Source organism: Bacillus sp. ME78, from assembly GCF_903970865.1.
GTDB lineage: Bacteria > Bacillota > Bacilli > Bacillales > Bacillaceae_G > Bacillus_A > Bacillus_A cereus.
The window spans coordinates 1-16,234 of record NZ_CAJCKK010000013.1; the positions used below are offsets into that span (position 1 = coordinate 1).

Sequence of the window (16,234 nt, forward strand, 5' to 3'; positions counted from 1 at the left end):
ATAACTTTCATTTCCGTTCAAATAACGTAGAACGATTTGTATTTTTTCATCAGCTGTAAATTTAGCCATAGAAAAACTGCACCTCCAATTGTTAGACTGTGTCTAACAATTGGGGTGCAGTTCATAAATGACTTTTAGAACGCTCTTTTACTATTAAATTAAATAGAGAAGAATAAGAAAAGTGGCACTTACATATAGTAGATGTGGGAGAATTCGTATAGTAATAGTTATTGTGTTTATTAGATTAATTATTCAGAATATTCATAAAAACACTTTACAAATCAGAAGAAAATAGTAGAATAATAATTAGTAAGAATTTTCTAATAAATAAATCGAAAGAAAGTCTCTCAAAGTTAGTTTCGTACATATAATTGGGGAGGGTACAAAAATGAAGAAAAAGATGAAAAAGTTTACGGCGGTTGTAGCGCCAGTATTAGCAATGAGTGTGGCGTTAACAGCATGTTCTGGATCTTCTGGTGGGGAGAAGAAAACGACTACGACGTCTAATAGTGGCGGGGAAGAGAAAAAATCCGATATTAAATATGCGGCACAGCAAGTAATGAATCGTACAGAAACGAATGAAATTCCGACGATGGATACTTCTAAAAATACAGATACGTTAGGTTCTCAAATTTTAGGAAACACGATGGAAGGGTTATATCGTCTAGATAAAGATAACAAGCCAATTCCAGCGGCGGCAGAATCTAGTACGAAAAGCGAGGATGGCAAAAAATATACATTCAAATTACGAAAAGATGCAAAATGGTCAAACGGTGATCCTGTAACAGCGAAAGATTTCGTATTTGCATGGCAACGTCTAGTAGATCCAAAAACAGCTGCAGAATATGCGTTTATTGCTTACTATCTTAAAAATGCAGAGGCAATAAATCAAGGGAAAGGAGAAGTGTCTACATTAGGTGTAAAAGCGGTAGATGATTATACGCTGGAAGTTGAACTAGAGAGACCAGTACCATATTTCTTAAATTTAATGGCATTCGCGTCATACTATCCATTAAATGAAAAGTTCGTAAAAGAAAAAGGAGATAAATACGGTTTAGAGTCTGATACGACAGTTTATAATGGACCGTTTGTACTTACTGATTGGAAGCATGAACAAGGTTGGAAATTAAAGAAAAATGATCAGTATTGGGATAAAAAGACTGTAAAACTAGAAGAAATCAACTATAGTGTAGTAAAAGAACCAGCTACAAGAGTAAATTTATATGATACAGGTGCGATTGATTTTACACTTTTATCAGGTGAATTTGTTGATAAGTATAGAAATAATAAAGAAGAGTTTGGTGCATATTCAGAAACAAGTACTTTTTACTTACGTCTAAATCAAAAACGTGGTGGGCAAGATACACCGTTAAAGAGTAAAAAATTACGTGAAGCAATTGCATTATCAATCGATAAGAAAGCTTTAACGAATGTCATTTTAAATGATGGTTCAAAACCAGTGGATTATTTAGTACCAAAAGGTTTAGCAGCTGGACCAGACGGTAAAGATTTCGCAGAAACGTTTAAAAATGGTTTAAAACAAGACTCTAAAAAGGCAGCAGCAGCCTGGGAAGCTGCGAAAAAAGAACTTGGAAAAGATCAAGTGACAATAGAGCTATTAAATTATGATACTGGTAATGCGAAAAAGGTTGGGGAGTATGTAAAAGATCAAATTGAAAAGAATTTAAAGGGTGTAACAGTAAATATTAAACTTCAGCCATTTAAGCAAAAACTAAAATTAGAATCAGACCAAGATTATGATTTCTCATATGGCGGCTGGAATCCAGATTATGCGGATCCAATGACATATCTTGATATGTTTGAAACGAAAAATTCACAGAATCAGATGAGCTATTCAAATTCAAAATATGATGACATTATTAATAAAAGTAAGACGGAATGGATGGCTGATGCAAAAAAACGTTGGACAGAGCTAGGGAAAGCAGAAAAACTGTTACTTGAAGAAGATGTAGCGCTCGTACCTTTATATCAAAGTGGTAGATCGTATGTTATGAAACCAAATGTAAAGGGAATTGTAAAACATAATATTAGTCCGGAATATAGTTTCAAATGGGCGTATGTAGAAGAGAAATAGTAAAAAAAGCGTTTTCAAGTTGCAACATTGTACTTGAAAATGCTTTTTTTTCTGTGCACTATTTTTTTGAGGATGAATATATGTATTATAGAAAACTTGAAGGAGAGTCCTATGAAACGAAACACATACATCGATTTCCTAGCTTATTACGGAATAGGAAGTGCTCATCCAGGTGGTTTTACGTTAACGAAACAATTGCTAGCACAACTGCCTCTTGGACAGGGAGCGAATGTTCTTGAGATAGGTTGCGGCACAGGGAAAACAGCGGCGTATATGACAAGGGAATTTGGTTATAAAGTAACAGCGGTTGAAAAGAATGAAATTATGATTCAAAAGGCAAAAGATAGATGGTTGTTTGAAGGGTTAGATATACAATTAATTAAAGGAAGTGTAGAGCAATTACCTTGTTTGAATAACTCATTTGAGTTCGTACTTGGAGAATCAATCATCGCTTTTACAGAGAAAGAAAGGGTTATCTCGGAGTGTTATCGTGTATTACAGCAGGATGGTAAGCTTGTTGTCATTGAAATGATTATTGATAGGCACATTGATAAGGGTGAGGAAGAAAAAATCGCCCAATTATATGGCATGAAAGAACTATTAACTGAGAATGAGTGGGTACAATTATTTCAGAAAGCAAATTTTAAAAGAATCACAATTGCTGGCGGTGGCACGATTTCAGAAACAATCTCTGGCTATGTAGAAGAGCCCGAATGGAATGTATCCTCACATATTCCGAATGAGTTATATGAGGCGTGGGTACAGCATGAAAATGTACGGCTTATGTACCAACACATTTTAGGGCATCGTATTTTTATATGTGAAAAATAAAGAAAAAGAGTTGGCTAAAGGTAGCCAACTCTTTACTATGTTAAATGAAAAATAATGCAGCTAATGTAATTCCGAAGATGAAACCAAATCCGAGTTCAACACCCCAGCCACAACCGCCGCCACCCCAGCCGCCGCCACCACAACTACCGCAACCACGGCCACCACATCCGCAACTGCTGAATCCACCACCGCATCCAAATCCGCAACTATCACATCTGCTAAGGCCGCCGCAAAGGTCACAACCACCGTTTGCATAAGCATCATAGTATCCGAATCCTGAATCAAAAGATGAGCGCTGTTGCACCGGTTCGATCCATACAGAGTTTTGTGTCAAATCGATTATTTTACCTAAATGTATACGGCCATCACGGTCTTCAATCCGAACAACTTTTCCAAAATAACGTCGGCATGTATCATAACATTTTTGTCTATGCATGTTCTTTCCTCCTTCCGCATTACAGTAATACGATATGTAAGGGGGACAAGTGCGGCTTGTACGAATGTCCTATCTATCATAATTGTTATAGGAAAGGGGAAATATAAGAAGAGGATATATAAGGAGGAAAAGGCATGAAATCTACAGATCAGTTTCAGACATACGAAGTACCGTGGGAAGAATTTATTGAAGCGTTGCGAGAGGAAATGAAGAAGCAAGTAGGGGCAGATATTATTGATACAGTAGTTTGCAATTTAGAAGATGGTTTTGAAGTGTATACATATGTGCAGGGGGATTTAGATTTTGAATATAAGGAAGGGCTTGAGAGAAAATACGGAAGTGATGCGAAGATACCTAATGTGTTAACGATAATGTTATTAGCTAGTATTTATAATACAAGTGAAGCGAATATACGCTTGCATGCGGACAATAAAGAAAATCCGATTGTTGAAGTGTATGTAAAGCAATGAAACACGCTGTGAAAAGCGTGTTTTTTATTTGTATGATAAAATATTAGAAAATTGAGAAATAAGGTGATGGATTGGGAATTAAACATCTTAATTTAACAGTTACAGATGTAACAGCATCTAGAGAGTTTTTAGAGAGGTATTTTGGTTTAATTTGTAGTGGAACAAGGGGGAATGCCTTTGCAGTTATGCGTGATAATGATGGATTTATACTAACTTTAATGAAAGGAAAAGAAGTTCAGTATCCAAAAACATTTCATGTAGGATTTCCACAAGAAAGTGAAGAACAAGTAGATAAGATAAATCAAAGATTGAAGGAAGATGGATTTTTGGTGGAGCCTCCTAAGCATGTCCATGCGTATACGTTTTACGTTGAAGCACCTGGTGGATTTACAATAGAAGTGATGTGTTAAGTCAAAAATCAAACTTTTTGTTATGTGTTTTTAAAATAAAAAGTAGGAAAAGTCTGTTTTAAGCGTGGAGCTTAAACAGGCTTTTTTACTTATATAATTGGATAGAGAATGCTAGAAGGAATATTACCAAGTGTATGATTTGTTTACATAATAAAGTTATGGTGGGTTAGTTGTCCTAAAATACAAGTCATATATCTTGTTTCCTCTCATAAATTTAAACATAGGAATTTGTCTACAAAGGTGGCGAAGCCTCATCATGAAAATCCGAATTTGTGCCACGTTCATGTTGTTTCTATTTATATGTTTACCTTTATCAGCTTTTGCAAAAGGAGAGGAGGCAAAGGAAAGGGTCGTTTCACTTGTATATGACGATTCGGGCAGCATGAGAAATAACGATCGCTGGAAATATGCCAATTATGCTTTGCAAAGTTTAGTTGCGCTATTAGATGAAAAAGATAAATTTTCTTACGTTCCAATGAGTAAGCCGAATGATCCATTAAACATTTCGTTAACGAAGGATAAAAGGCAAACAGAAATTGAGGGAATTGGAGCGTGGAAAACGTATTTAAATACTCCATTTAGCGCGGTAGAAACGGCGATGCAATCTATAAAAAAGGAAGCAGATATAGATGGAAAACGTGAATTTTGGCTTATTGTATTAACTGACGGGGCATTTAATGATTTAGAGAAAGATAAGGTTGGCGGAAAAGAACAAATTTTGCAGAAATTAGCCCAGTTTAAGAAAGAAATGGATGCAAAAAAGATATCGTTACACCCAGTCTTAATTACGATGGAAGAAGATTTAGGACAACAAGAAAAAGAACAATTAAACACGTTCAAAGAAATATGGAAGAAAGAGATAAATGGTGTTACTATGCCGTCAAGCGGAGAAGATGGCATTGTAAAAAGTGTAAATCAAGTGGCAGCATTAGTTGCAAATCGTGATCCATTCTCCTCTGTTGAATCGATTGTAAAAACGAAAGTAGTGGGGAAAAGAGTAGAAATTACAACACCGTTTCCATTAAAGCGTATGACGCTTGTACGACAATCGCCTTCTCTGCCCGATTATCAGGTCACACAAATTTCTAAACCATTACAATTACAATCTTCTTTTTCCATACATGCACCAGGAGAAGCAAAATTGTTCGGAAATATAGTTCATATAAGTACGGAAAATCAGGAAGTTATTAAACCAGGAACTTATACGATAGAAGTGGACCAGGACATTGAGAAAGAAGGACTACAAGTACTAGTTGAACCAGCGCTTAATTATACGGTTTCTACTTATGACAAAGATGATAGTAGTCAAAAAAATGTAGAGGAAATGTACGAAGGTGTTACTGCTGTTATTGAAGCAAAGCCTACGGAGTTGCCAGTTCAGTCTTCTTACTTTCAGGCAGAAGTAGAAATAGACGGAAAACAATATCCGATGAAGTGGGACGATAAGAGGCATGTGTTTTATTACGAAACTAAGCTTGGTAAAGGGTTAGTACGCGGGAAAGTTCATATGAATATAAAGGGGTTTTATAGACAGACGAAAGAATTTAAAATTGAAACAGCTGAGAAACCGAAATTATCACTTCAAACTGTTACAAAAGATTATGAAGAAAAAGTGACAAATTTAGAGAATAGTAAACCATTTGTTTTGCAGCCACAGTTAGATGGTAAGCCGATGACAGAAGAAGCTGTAAAAAAACTATTAAAATCTACTGGTGTCACATCTAAACAATCAATCAATTATGAAATAAAGCAACATGGAAATCAAATCTATGTTTATCCTCGTCCCTATTACTCCGACACATTTAATTTTACAGATACCGGCACCGTAGAAGCTACCATCGTAATGCAGGATTCAAAATTACAAGAAGTAAAGAAGAACATAACATTCCATATTCAAGATGCTCCGTTTTATGAAAAATATGCGCTTATTTTTAAGTTTGTCATTCCTATCACTTTATTACTGCTAGTAGTAGGAATCATTGTTTTAGGATGGATTGTTCGGCCAAGATTTCACCGGAAAGCACTACTGTATTATGAATGGGATCAAGAGGTAGCGAAAGATTGGCTATATCAATCTGAGCCAGAATTACTTCGAAATAAATGGTGGAACCATTATTTTGGTATCCCATTTAGAGCAGAAAGAAAAACTGTGCAATCCGTTACATTTATAGCGAAGAAAGGTTCGAAATCTGTCTTTGTAGCGAAAGAATCACAAGTAGTTGGAATGATTATTGATGGAATGTTTATAACAGAGGATGAAGTAGGAATAGAACATAAGACACTATATCCAAATGAACTTTTACTAATTGATAGAGGATATGGTAAGGAGATTTACAAGTACGAATGTGAATAGTAGGTATGGATAAGAAGGGGATGGAGTATTGATTCTCTTTCCCTTTTTTCAAACAAGCAAGAATAGGAAGGTGGTTCACATGACATTACAAGTTCCAACAATATTAATTGGTTTAGGTGGAATCGGTAGTACTGTGACGCATCAAATATATGAAAAACTGCCTGAAGAGCGCCGAAAAAAGGTAGCAATGCACGTATTTGATACAGATGTGAATACATTAAGTAAATTTGATCATATTCGAAAGTTTAAGACACAAACAAGTTCTAGTAAAACGCCTAGGGAGTATATTGCGGGAGATCCAACGATCCCAGAGTGGTTTCCGATGGATCCGACTATACTTGATAAGCCATTAACAGAAGGAGCAGGACAGTTACGCGTCATTTCACGTTTAGCGTTACGTGCTGCGATGAAAGAAGATAAATTGACGTCTTTTTGGCAAGAAATCGAGAAAATTTTTCCGGTTACAAGTGATCAAACGGAATATGGTGTGCGTGTCATTATAGTAACATCACTAGCAGGCGGAACAGGTTCAGGGATGTTTCTGCAAATTGCATTATATTTACGTGAAATGCTTCGGAAGAAATTGCAGCATCATAACATTTTAATACGCGGTGCGTTTTTAATGCCGGATGTTTTAGTAAAGACGAGAACAGTTAGTGCGAAAGAGTTTGAAACGGTGCAAGCGAACGGCTATGCATCGTTAAAAGAATTACATGCTATTACGCTCGGTTCTACTGGAGAATTATCAAAACGCGGCGGTGTAACAATTGAATTAGAGTATCGCCCTGATCAAGTAGATGAAGACGGAAGAACGAATCATACAATTAAACAACATCATTTACCGTACAATTATTGTTTCTTATACGATTATGAAAACCTACATGGACACCATTTACACAATTTATCAGATTATATGGAACAGATGGCAAATACAATTTATTTACAGTTATTTAGCCCGATGTCCACAAGTCATTTTGCACAAGAAGACAATCAAATTCAGCAATTAGCAGAATCAAGCGGAAAAGGACGATATTGCGGGGCAGGAACGGCAAAACTCATTTATCCGTATGAGCATGTGTTAAAATATTGTGCTTTAAAATGGGCTGTGCAAGGTTTAGATGAATCGTGGCTTCATTTAGATCAACTGTTTCAAGAGAAGAAGCAAAGATATGACCAAGATGTAAAACGTGGGATGCAGCGTGAAAAGCCGGAGAGAGGTAAAAGTTATTTAGAGGACTTGGAACATCTTGCTACCCGTCCAGAGCAAGCTCATATTTTCTATAGACAAATGTACAATGAAACGCGTGAAGGAGCAGAAGGTGGTAAGCTCGGAGTTGCGAAATCAAAACTGTTTTTAGAAGCTGTAGAAAGTTATGTACAACGCACGGTGCAAAAAGATGAGGAATTAAATCGTTTGCAACATGAGTGTAAAATTTCAGCTGCGAAACTGAAAATGATGGAACAAATGAAAGGTGAAGTGGCAAGAGTGGATCATGCAGTTCGCTTATATGCATATGCGATTCCGAGCCGTGTACATGAACATGTAACGACACTTTTATATGACATGATTGAATCAGACCGCTTTTCACCAAGTGGTTCTGAAGGGCAGTCCTATCAATTAAATACATGGTTTTTAAAGAAAACAGATCCAGTTCACCCAGTAGCAGCACGTTTTATGTTATATGAAATTCGAAAACAGTTAGTAGAAAAAATGAATCGATTACATGAAAATAATGAACAAAAGCGTAATGTAATTCAAAACTACGATAAAAAATTTAATGTAGGTAATATCGATGGCACGGTAACGGCTGTACGCCGAGTAGAAATTGCTCAACAACAAGGCTGGTTCGGAAAAATGATTAATAATCAGCAACGTTTATTCAAAAGAGAATTTGAAGACATCGTAACGCAATATGTACACAAATTAAATGAATATCGAAAAGAAATGCTATTAGAACTTGTATATCAATCGCTATATCAGGCAGTTAATAAAATGATTCAATATTGGGAAAGATTTTTTGATAATTTACATGAAACACGTGAAAATTTATTGTTTGAAATCCAAAAGCGCAGTAAGGAATTTGAAGGGAAAACAAACCCGACGAATGTTTATGTATTAGCAGAGGAACAGCTGCAAGAAAAGATATGGCAAGATATGCAGCAACATTTAAATTTAGGTGTACTACCGAAAGATATATCAGCGGAAATTTATATGAGTTTGTATGGGGAATATTGTCGTGATGCGAAAACAGAAGAGATTCAGTCGAAAAAGGTAGAGGATTTCTATCGCGAACATATACTGAGCTATTGTTATGACGAACTGCAAGTACGCTATCGTGATAAATTAGAATTGAATATTATTGAAGCGTTGCGAAAAGAAGCAGATTATAAGAAACGTGATCGCGATGAATACGTGCGTGAAAAAATTGAAGACCTGTTCCATTTAGCAAGTCCATTCATTCCGAAAGTTGCTCATCATAGGGAATTACAATATTGGGGTATACATCCTTCTTTAAAGAAAGAGCTACAAGAGGAATTGATTCAAGAAATGTTTAAAGAAAAAGATACAGTACACGAAGCCTTTTCGCCATTTGAAGTGATCTGTTATCGAGCACATTATGGCTTATCGCTGCAAGATTTTCCTAAATTATCATCAGGACATATTTCAAACGGATTTATGAATGATAAAGGGGACTATTTCCAATCGTATTATCGCCGTGTAAACAAATTAAATAGTAAAAAATCTAGTTTAACGCCGCATTTAGATAAGTATTGGCACTTACCAGCCTTTATGCCAGATTTGAATGCGACTCAAACAAAATTAGATTATGATAAATGTAATCGTGCCTTACTATACGCATATATGTATCGCTGGATTAGTTTAGTTGCTGTTGATGGACAGTTTGTGTATCAATATAACGGTGTGGGACGTAGCTTTTTAATTCAGTCGATGGGGAAAAATATTTCAAGCGAAAGTTATAAATTACACAGAGCATTGCTTCATAATCCGTTTATTTATGAAAACATCTTGTCACGATTTGAAGAAGAGCAAGAAAAGGCGATGATACAAGGTGGACATTTATATACACATCCGTTCGTATTAGGAGCCCAAGATGTAAGATGGCTTAGAAAAGAACATGTCCACAATCTTTTAGACATGATTTTAATGTATGACCGTGAAGCGAAGTATGATCCGACGTTAGAAGAAACATCAGATGAATTATTAAGACTATTCCTTGATGAAATCGAGTTGTATTTCCAGAACTATTACGGTACAGGTGCTGATATGGTTGCAAAGAAAGAGAAAGAAATGTTTATTAAACAATTGTGGGATCGCTCGCATGCGAAAGGATATGTAGATCCAAATAGCGCTCCGTATAAAAAATGGCAAAATTTATTAAGTATTCAAGATGAAGAAGAAACGCCAAAAACGAATGTATAGTGAATGAAAAGGGAATCCTTAAAAGTGGCAATACAACTTTAGAAAAGAGGGATTCTGATGCCGTTTTTAGGAAGTGTATATCAAATATTTGGGTTATATCCGGAACTTTATTATGGGATGATTTCAGCAGAGTTGCAAGAGGAAGCTCAGAAGGAGCATCTTGAAAATAGTAGTGCAGAAGCTGAAGTGGAAGAATAAAAAAAGTGCAGATGAAAATCTGCACTTTTTTGTTAGTATTAAAATGGTGAAATAACCTCAAATGAATTATTATTTTTGAATAATAATTCATTTGAGGTTATTATGATTTTCATTACATTGTATGTAATGAAAATTGTATGAAAATCAATGTAATAAAATACATATGAATATTAAGGTGGAAAACAACAATGTTTTTGAGAAAATAATTATGTATAAAAATAACATTTGATACATAATCAACCGATTATTTTTGAGTGATTTATTATTGACAATATAATTAATTGTATGATAAATTCAATCAGCATTCTTAATGGTTTTTTGGTATGATTAATATTTTGAAAATTCAATACGGTATAAAGAGATTGATTTTTCTGTTTTTATTGAGACGGGTTACTAAGTCTATAGGGGAAGTGAACTATGTATATTTTTATTTTTAAAATAGAACAGTAATAAAGAATGTAACAAGTAAGAGATAAACTTGAAAAAGAGGTTTCAAAGAATGAGTCTTTTCATAAAGAAAGCAATGGATGAAGAAAAGAAAAAAGTATTGAATCAAACTTTAGGAGCGATTGATTTAACTCTTTTAGGTATTGGAGCAATTATTGGTACAGGTATTTTCGTATTAACTGGTATTGTAGCAGCGAAACATGCTGGTCCGGCGATTGTATTATCTTTTGTATTAGCGGCAATTATATGTGCATGTGTAGCTTTCTGTTATGCTGAATTTGCATCTACAGTTCCAGTTTCGGGAAGTGTATATTCATATACATATATGACACTAGGTGAGATTTTTGCATTTATAGTTGGCTGGTGTGTTATGCTGGAGTATTTATTAGCGACTTCTGCGGTTGCAGCAGGCTGGTCAGCGTATTTTCAGTCACTGCTACTAGGTTTTAATATTCACATTCCTACGGTTTTTGCTTCGGCACCAGGAATGGGGAAGGGTGGAATCATTGATTTACCAGCAGTTCTTATTATTTTAGTTGTTACATTTTTATTAAGCCGTGGTGCAAAAGAAAGTGCACGAATTAATAATATAATGGTTATTATTAAACTGGCTGTTATTGTAGGATTTATTGTTGTAGGGACACAATATGTAAGACCAGAGAATTGGCAACCATTTCTACCGTTTGGTTTTCACGGTGTGGTAGGGGGCGCTGCTACTGTATTTTTTGCTTTTTTAGGATTTGATGCAGTTGCAACAGCCGCAGAGGAAGTGAAGCGTCCACAACGTAACGTGCCAATTGGGCTACTTGTTTCCTTGTTCATTTGTACCGTTCTATATGTAGGTGTTTCATTCGTGCTAACTGGAATGGTTCCGTTTACGGAATTAAATGTTGCTGATCCGGTTGCATATGCGTTGCGCACTGTAGGAGAAGATAGAATTGCTGGGTTGTTATCGGTGGGAGCGATAGCAGGGCTAACAACAGTTCTGTTAGTAGCTATGTTTGCATTTGTTCGTGTATCTTATTCGATGAGTCGAGATGGACTGTTACCAAAAAGACTTTCAAGTGTCCATAAACGTTTACAAACTCCATTTTTTAATACGTGGGTTACAGGTATACTAGCAGCTTTATTAGCGGGATTAGTGGATTTGAATTTATTAGCTAATTTAGTGAATATGGGAACGATAACAGCATTTGTGTTTGTATCTATAGCTGTCATTGTATTAAGAAAGACACATCCTGATATGAAGAGGCCATTCCGTGCCCCTCTAGTACCTTTTTTACCTATCGTTTCAATAGTAAGTTGTATATATTTGGCTTTGAACCTTTCTAAGCTTACTTTAATTAGTTTTGTGGCATGGATTATAATAGGCGTTTTCATATATTTTGTATATGCTAAAAAACATAGTAATGTTAGAAATGGAAATAGAGTATAGTCCATTGAAATAATACTTGTAATGGAAATGAAAACACGCTACTTATTCATATAAGAACAAGTAGCGTGTTTTTTCTATTTAATAATCCCATTTTCTAAAATTTTAATAGTTGGTGCCACTTTCACATTAGCTTTTGAAAAGGAACTTGGCCAATCATCTTCAACTTGTTTCCATTCTTTATATTGAAACGCTCTCGCATAATCACCAAATCCGAATGGATCAAGCTGCTGTTTTTGAATTTTGTGGATTAAATCGTTTAAATCATTGTTTAGTTGTTTTGTAATAAGAGAAGTTAATTTTTTTCTATCATTTTCTATATCCATGTTGAATGTAAGTTCAGATACGGCAATTTTTAAATCCATTTTAATATTAAATTTGAAGCGGTTATCGCTATAGTCTGTACCGATATCATGATTCATACTAAGAACATTTATTGTTATAAAATCGTCGCCTTTTGTATCTTTTAGATGGCTATTACTTTCAACTAAATTAGAGGGGATTTTCATTGTAAGTGAAACGGGTATATTAGCTTTCTTTTGCACCATAAGAAGAAGGGCACTTTCGTAGCGATTTAAAGACATCTTATAAGTTCCACGAGAGGTTAATAGTGCCGAACCGGTAACAATAACATCTTTCTTCCCTTTTTTTATTTCTGAAATAGCAGGAGTTACGCCTTTATTAAAAGTTTGTCTATGAAATTCATGGAATGTCGTAAACACGGTCCGATTGTATAGTTTGTTCGTATTAATTAAATCTGTTAAATATTCAGGAAGAGCAGGCTTATCTTTGAAATTATTATATATAACAGAAGAAATGGGGCCATCTACTGCAACCATGCGCATATTCCCTGTATTTTTAGGATCGCGATACCAAACATCCAGATAAGGCATAGCTCCTTCTTGTTTTAAAAAATTCGTGCTAAACAATATAAGCTGTAACTTTTCTGTGGACACTAAACCGCTGCTTGAACTGTTAAACGTATCTTTTGCTTCTCGGGGTGTATGTACTTTCGCTTCATGAATTTCGTACTTTTTCTCTACATCTTCATTGAAAATAGGATTTACGTGATACACAATTAATTTTCCTTTTCCTTTTCCTTTTCCTTTTCCTTTTGCTTTTGCGTCAAAACCGTAAATTAATGAGATGGATTGTTTTTCTAAATCAAGCCGATCTTCACAACCTGCTAAAAAAATTATGAGAAAACAAAATATAATAAAATGAATAAAGCGTCTCATTTAAACTTTTCTCCTTTTCCAATGCTGATAAAGTGTCATGTATAAGAGAAATACAACTGGGAATAGAAAAACGATAAAATAACTAGCAGTTCCCCAAAATTCCCGCAACGAACTTATCTGATAAGAAGAAGGGATATAAAAGAATAAGATGAAAATACACCCGAATAATAAAAAATAAATAGGTAATGAACTGCCTTTTTTGTTAAGTAATTGATTAATACCATCTGAAGCAGTAAAAATATAAGGAATACAGGAATCAAAAATAATAAAGAGATAAAATGACAAAAAGATAATTTCAAACCGCTCAAGAAATGAGAAATGAAACGGTGTAACAAGAGAAAGAGTTGGCCATAAAAACTTTGTTATACCATCTGGACTAAAATAAATAAAAGAAACGAACGTGATTTGAAGATAAATAAATAACGTAATCAAATTTGCAATAACAATTCCTTTTTTTGCAGATGCTTTGTTAGTTAAATAAGGATAAAGGACAAACGCAAACTCGAATCCGAGAAACGCAATGATAGTTGATTTTACGGTGTTTATAATTGGTAGCCATCCTTCCTTGATAAGAGGAAGAAGATATATAAAATGCCCATCTTTAAGAGGAATAAATAATAATAATGGCATCCAAAGTGTAAAGATGACAGTGAAAACAGCAAAACGACTAATAATAAGTGCTCCTTTACATGCAAGCATAAGCATTGGAATAGATAGCAAAATCATAATTAAAGACATAGGAGATCTAGGTAAAATCCAAATATGAATAACGTATAAGAGGGAAAAAATTAAGGAAACAGCTGCGAGTACAGCATATAAAATCCAAAAAATCATTACTACTCTTCCTAGCCATTTTCCAAGATAGCGTATCAGCACATCAAGTAAAGTATATCCTGGATGTTTTTCCATGATTTTTACAATACATAGACTGACTAAAGTAGTAATGACACATCCGATAATAATAGATATCCAGCCATCTGTATTCGCTCCTTGTGCAACTTCACGCGGAAGTGTAAGTACGCCGAATCCGACTTGAACACCACTAATAGTTAAAATGTATTGAAATAAAGTAATCTCCCTCTTTGCACGTTTTGTCACTAATTCTCCTCCTTTTCTTCAACATCTCTTTGCCGGTTATCTTGTTTTAATTGTAGAGATAGTGGCCGTTTCTTCATAATTTTCCATGGGAAACGTATAAGGGTATCTTTTAAATCCGAAGCATATGACGGAGAAAAAGGACTACCATATGGTACACCAAGTGATTCCATAGAAAGAATATGGATGATAATGATTGCCATTCCAACCATAATTCCAATGACGCCAAATAAAGAGGCGGCTATCATCATTGGGAATCGAAGAAGCCGAATTCCTGCTGACATTTCTAAGTTAGGAATAATGAAGGAGGCAACCGCAGTAATTGATACGACGATAACCATAACGTTACTCACAATCCCAGCTTGAACCGCAGCTTGTCCAATTACAATTCCTCCTACGACGCCGATTGTTTGTCCAACAGGCCCAGGAAGCCGAATCGCTGCTTCTCGGAGCATTTCGAGAACTAATTCCATTAATAAAGCTTCTAATATGGGAGGAAAAGGAATTTTGGCTCGAGATTCTCCAATCGTTAACAACAATTTGAGCGGAATCACTTCATAATGGAAGGAAATCATAGCAATATAAAGAGCAGGAGCAAATATTGCAATAAATAGCCCAGTGAAACGAAGGAGTCGTATAAAAGATGGAATCATAGGTCTGAAGCTGTAATCATCTATCGTCTGAAAGAAGGATGAAAAGGTCATAGGTCCTATTAATACGCCTGGTGAGCGATCTACAACAACAGCAATTCGCCCATTCAAAATATGATGTGCCGTTGTGTCAGGACGTTCAGTGATAGACAATTGTGGGAAGAGAGTATAGGAATTATCTTCAACAAATCCTTCTAATTCACCGGTAGTAAGAATAGCATCTACTTTGATTGATTCAATGCGGCATGCCATATCTTGTACAACATCTTCGTTTGCAACATCTGCAAGATAAAGTAAAAAAACTTTAGAGGTTGCTCGTTCGCCAACAGTGAATTCCTTCACTTTTAATTCGCGATTTGGAATATAGCGACGAATAAGTGCGATACTATCACTTGCCACTTCATTAAATCCTTCGTGTGAGCTTTTTATGGAAGTCTCTGTTGTAGGTTCTTCAATACTCCTTTTTGGCGCCGCCTGTGTATCTAGTTCTAAAGCTGATAATTGCCCGTTTATAAATAAAATACTTTTGCCATGTAAGAGAGATTGCTCAATGTCTATCCACTTCTGAACTTTTTTAATATTCCCTATAGAAATAGAAGATTCCCAAAAATCGTCTTCATTCCATTCTTTAAATAAGAGAGGACGAAGAATATCTACATTAATAACAGTTTTATCTACAAGTCCTTCCATATATATAAGAGCAGCTTCTTTTCCGTTTTTTAACGGGAAAGTGCGTGTAATTAATTCTGGAATACCACTAAATAATTTGGATAAGTGTTTAAGATTAAGCGGCATGGAGGAAGAAATTTCTTTATTTAATACAGTTTCAGATTGCTCATGTGTAGAGAAAGATTTTTCGCCCCTTATCCATTTTCGAAAAGATTCCATATATTCACCTTATTCCTCGTTGAACTTTATATGGGTTATTATGGATAGTTACATACAGACATATGCGCAGTTTAAAATTTATATTGTATATTTGTACATTTAACGCTATAATTATAGTGTTAAAGATGGAATCGTGATATGACCTGTTATGAATCTATCGTTTTATTTATGAATAAATGGATTGGTATTTTAGCAAGATGTGCTAATAAACTACTCCACCATGATGATAGCGTGCCCAAAATGTGGTGC

12 protein-coding genes are annotated in these 16,234 nt (G+C 35.1%); 8 read left to right on the forward strand and 4 right to left on the reverse strand.

Annotation, left to right across the window (positions count from 1 at the left end):
- Positions 1–388 precede the first annotated feature (388 nt).
- Positions 389–2,095 (forward strand): peptide ABC transporter substrate-binding protein, encoded by a 1,707-nt coding sequence (locus H6481_RS15655; RefSeq protein ID WP_182812262.1) that lies wholly within the window; start codon positions 389–391, stop codon positions 2,093–2,095.
- 111 nt (positions 2,096–2,206) lie between these two features.
- Entirely contained in the window at positions 2,207–2,926 is a 720-nt protein-coding gene (locus tag H6481_RS15660) for a class I SAM-dependent methyltransferase (protein WP_023522710.1), read from the forward strand.
- Positions 2,927–2,966: 40 nt separating this feature from the next.
- On the opposite strand, the gene H6481_RS15665 is transcribed toward H6481_RS15660, so the two are convergent.
- The gene (locus tag H6481_RS15665; protein WP_053563839.1) at positions 2,967–3,362 is read right to left on the reverse strand and encodes a hypothetical protein; all 396 of its coding nucleotides are present in this window, start codon (positions 3,360–3,362) and stop codon (positions 2,967–2,969) included.
- A 134-nt stretch (positions 3,363–3,496) separates the two neighbouring features.
- Between H6481_RS15665 and H6481_RS15670 the strand changes: the two genes are divergently transcribed.
- The 6 genes from H6481_RS15670 (at position 3,497) to H6481_RS15695 (ending at position 12,117) form a co-directional block, all read left to right on the forward strand.
- On the forward strand, positions 3,497–3,832 hold the full coding sequence (locus tag H6481_RS15670) for a hypothetical protein (protein WP_000842905.1): 336 nt from the start codon (positions 3,497–3,499) through the stop codon (positions 3,830–3,832).
- A gap of 71 nt (positions 3,833–3,903) precedes the next feature.
- Positions 3,904–4,242 carry a VOC family protein gene (locus H6481_RS15675; protein WP_000511528.1) on the forward strand — a complete coding sequence of 113 codons (339 nt, stop codon included), beginning with the start codon at positions 3,904–3,906 and terminating at the stop codon, positions 4,240–4,242.
- A gap of 256 nt (positions 4,243–4,498) precedes the next feature.
- Entirely contained in the window at positions 4,499–6,595 is a 2,097-nt protein-coding gene (locus H6481_RS15680; RefSeq protein WP_182812265.1) for a vWA domain-containing protein, read from the forward strand.
- 79 nt (positions 6,596–6,674) lie between these two features.
- Positions 6,675–10,037 carry a tubulin-like doman-containing protein gene (locus H6481_RS15685; RefSeq protein ID WP_000175110.1) on the forward strand — a complete coding sequence of 1,121 codons (3,363 nt, stop codon included), beginning with the start codon at positions 6,675–6,677 and terminating at the stop codon, positions 10,035–10,037.
- Positions 10,038–10,094: 57 nt separating this feature from the next.
- Positions 10,095–10,235 (forward strand): hypothetical protein, encoded by a 141-nt coding sequence (locus tag H6481_RS15690; RefSeq protein WP_001116193.1) that lies wholly within the window; start codon positions 10,095–10,097, stop codon positions 10,233–10,235.
- 499 nt (positions 10,236–10,734) lie between these two features.
- The gene (locus H6481_RS15695; protein WP_000051664.1) at positions 10,735–12,117 is read left to right on the forward strand and encodes an amino acid permease; all 1,383 of its coding nucleotides are present in this window, start codon (positions 10,735–10,737) and stop codon (positions 12,115–12,117) included.
- Between the two features lie 74 nt (positions 12,118–12,191).
- Here H6481_RS15695 and H6481_RS15700 read toward each other — a convergent pair whose 3' ends face one another.
- The 3 genes from H6481_RS15700 to H6481_RS15710 are packed head-to-tail and all read right to left on the reverse strand — an operon-like array spanning position 12,192 to position 15,985.
- The gene (locus H6481_RS15700) at positions 12,192–13,352 is read right to left on the reverse strand and encodes a Ger(x)C family spore germination protein (protein WP_097984761.1); all 1,161 of its coding nucleotides are present in this window, start codon (positions 13,350–13,352) and stop codon (positions 12,192–12,194) included.
- Positions 13,353–14,450, reverse strand: coding sequence for an endospore germination permease (locus tag H6481_RS15705; protein ID WP_023522703.1), 1,098 nt, complete (start codon positions 14,448–14,450; stop codon positions 13,353–13,355).
- Positions 14,450–15,985 (reverse strand): spore germination protein, encoded by a 1,536-nt coding sequence (locus tag H6481_RS15710; RefSeq protein WP_097920563.1) that lies wholly within the window; start codon positions 15,983–15,985, stop codon positions 14,450–14,452. The genes H6481_RS15705 and H6481_RS15710 overlap by 1 nt, the downstream gene beginning before the upstream one ends.
- Between the last annotated feature and the right edge of the window lie 249 nt (positions 15,986–16,234).

Bases quoted from the DNA above. Each gene is read 5' to 3' on its own strand.
- H6481_RS15655 (WP_182812262.1), top strand. From the start codon at position 389: ATGAAGAAAAAGATGAAAAAGTTTACGGCGGTTGTAGCGCCAGTATTA.
- H6481_RS15660 (WP_023522710.1), top strand. From the start codon at position 2,207: ATGAAACGAAACACATACATCGATTTCCTAGCTTATTACGGAATAGGA.
- H6481_RS15665 (WP_053563839.1), bottom strand. From the start codon at position 3,362: ATGCATAGACAAAAATGTTATGATACATGCCGACGTTATTTTGGAAAA.
- H6481_RS15670 (WP_000842905.1), top strand. From the start codon at position 3,497: ATGAAATCTACAGATCAGTTTCAGACATACGAAGTACCGTGGGAAGAA.
- H6481_RS15680 (WP_182812265.1), top strand. From the start codon at position 4,499: ATGAAAATCCGAATTTGTGCCACGTTCATGTTGTTTCTATTTATATGT.
- H6481_RS15685 (WP_000175110.1), top strand. From the start codon at position 6,675: ATGACATTACAAGTTCCAACAATATTAATTGGTTTAGGTGGAATCGGT.
- H6481_RS15690 (WP_001116193.1), top strand. From the start codon at position 10,095: ATGCCGTTTTTAGGAAGTGTATATCAAATATTTGGGTTATATCCGGAA.
- H6481_RS15695 (WP_000051664.1), top strand. From the start codon at position 10,735: ATGAGTCTTTTCATAAAGAAAGCAATGGATGAAGAAAAGAAAAAAGTA.
- H6481_RS15700 (WP_097984761.1), bottom strand. From the start codon at position 13,352: ATGAGACGCTTTATTCATTTTATTATATTTTGTTTTCTCATAATTTTT.
- H6481_RS15710 (WP_097920563.1), bottom strand. From the start codon at position 15,985: ATGGAATCTTTTCGAAAATGGATAAGGGGCGAAAAATCTTTCTCTACA.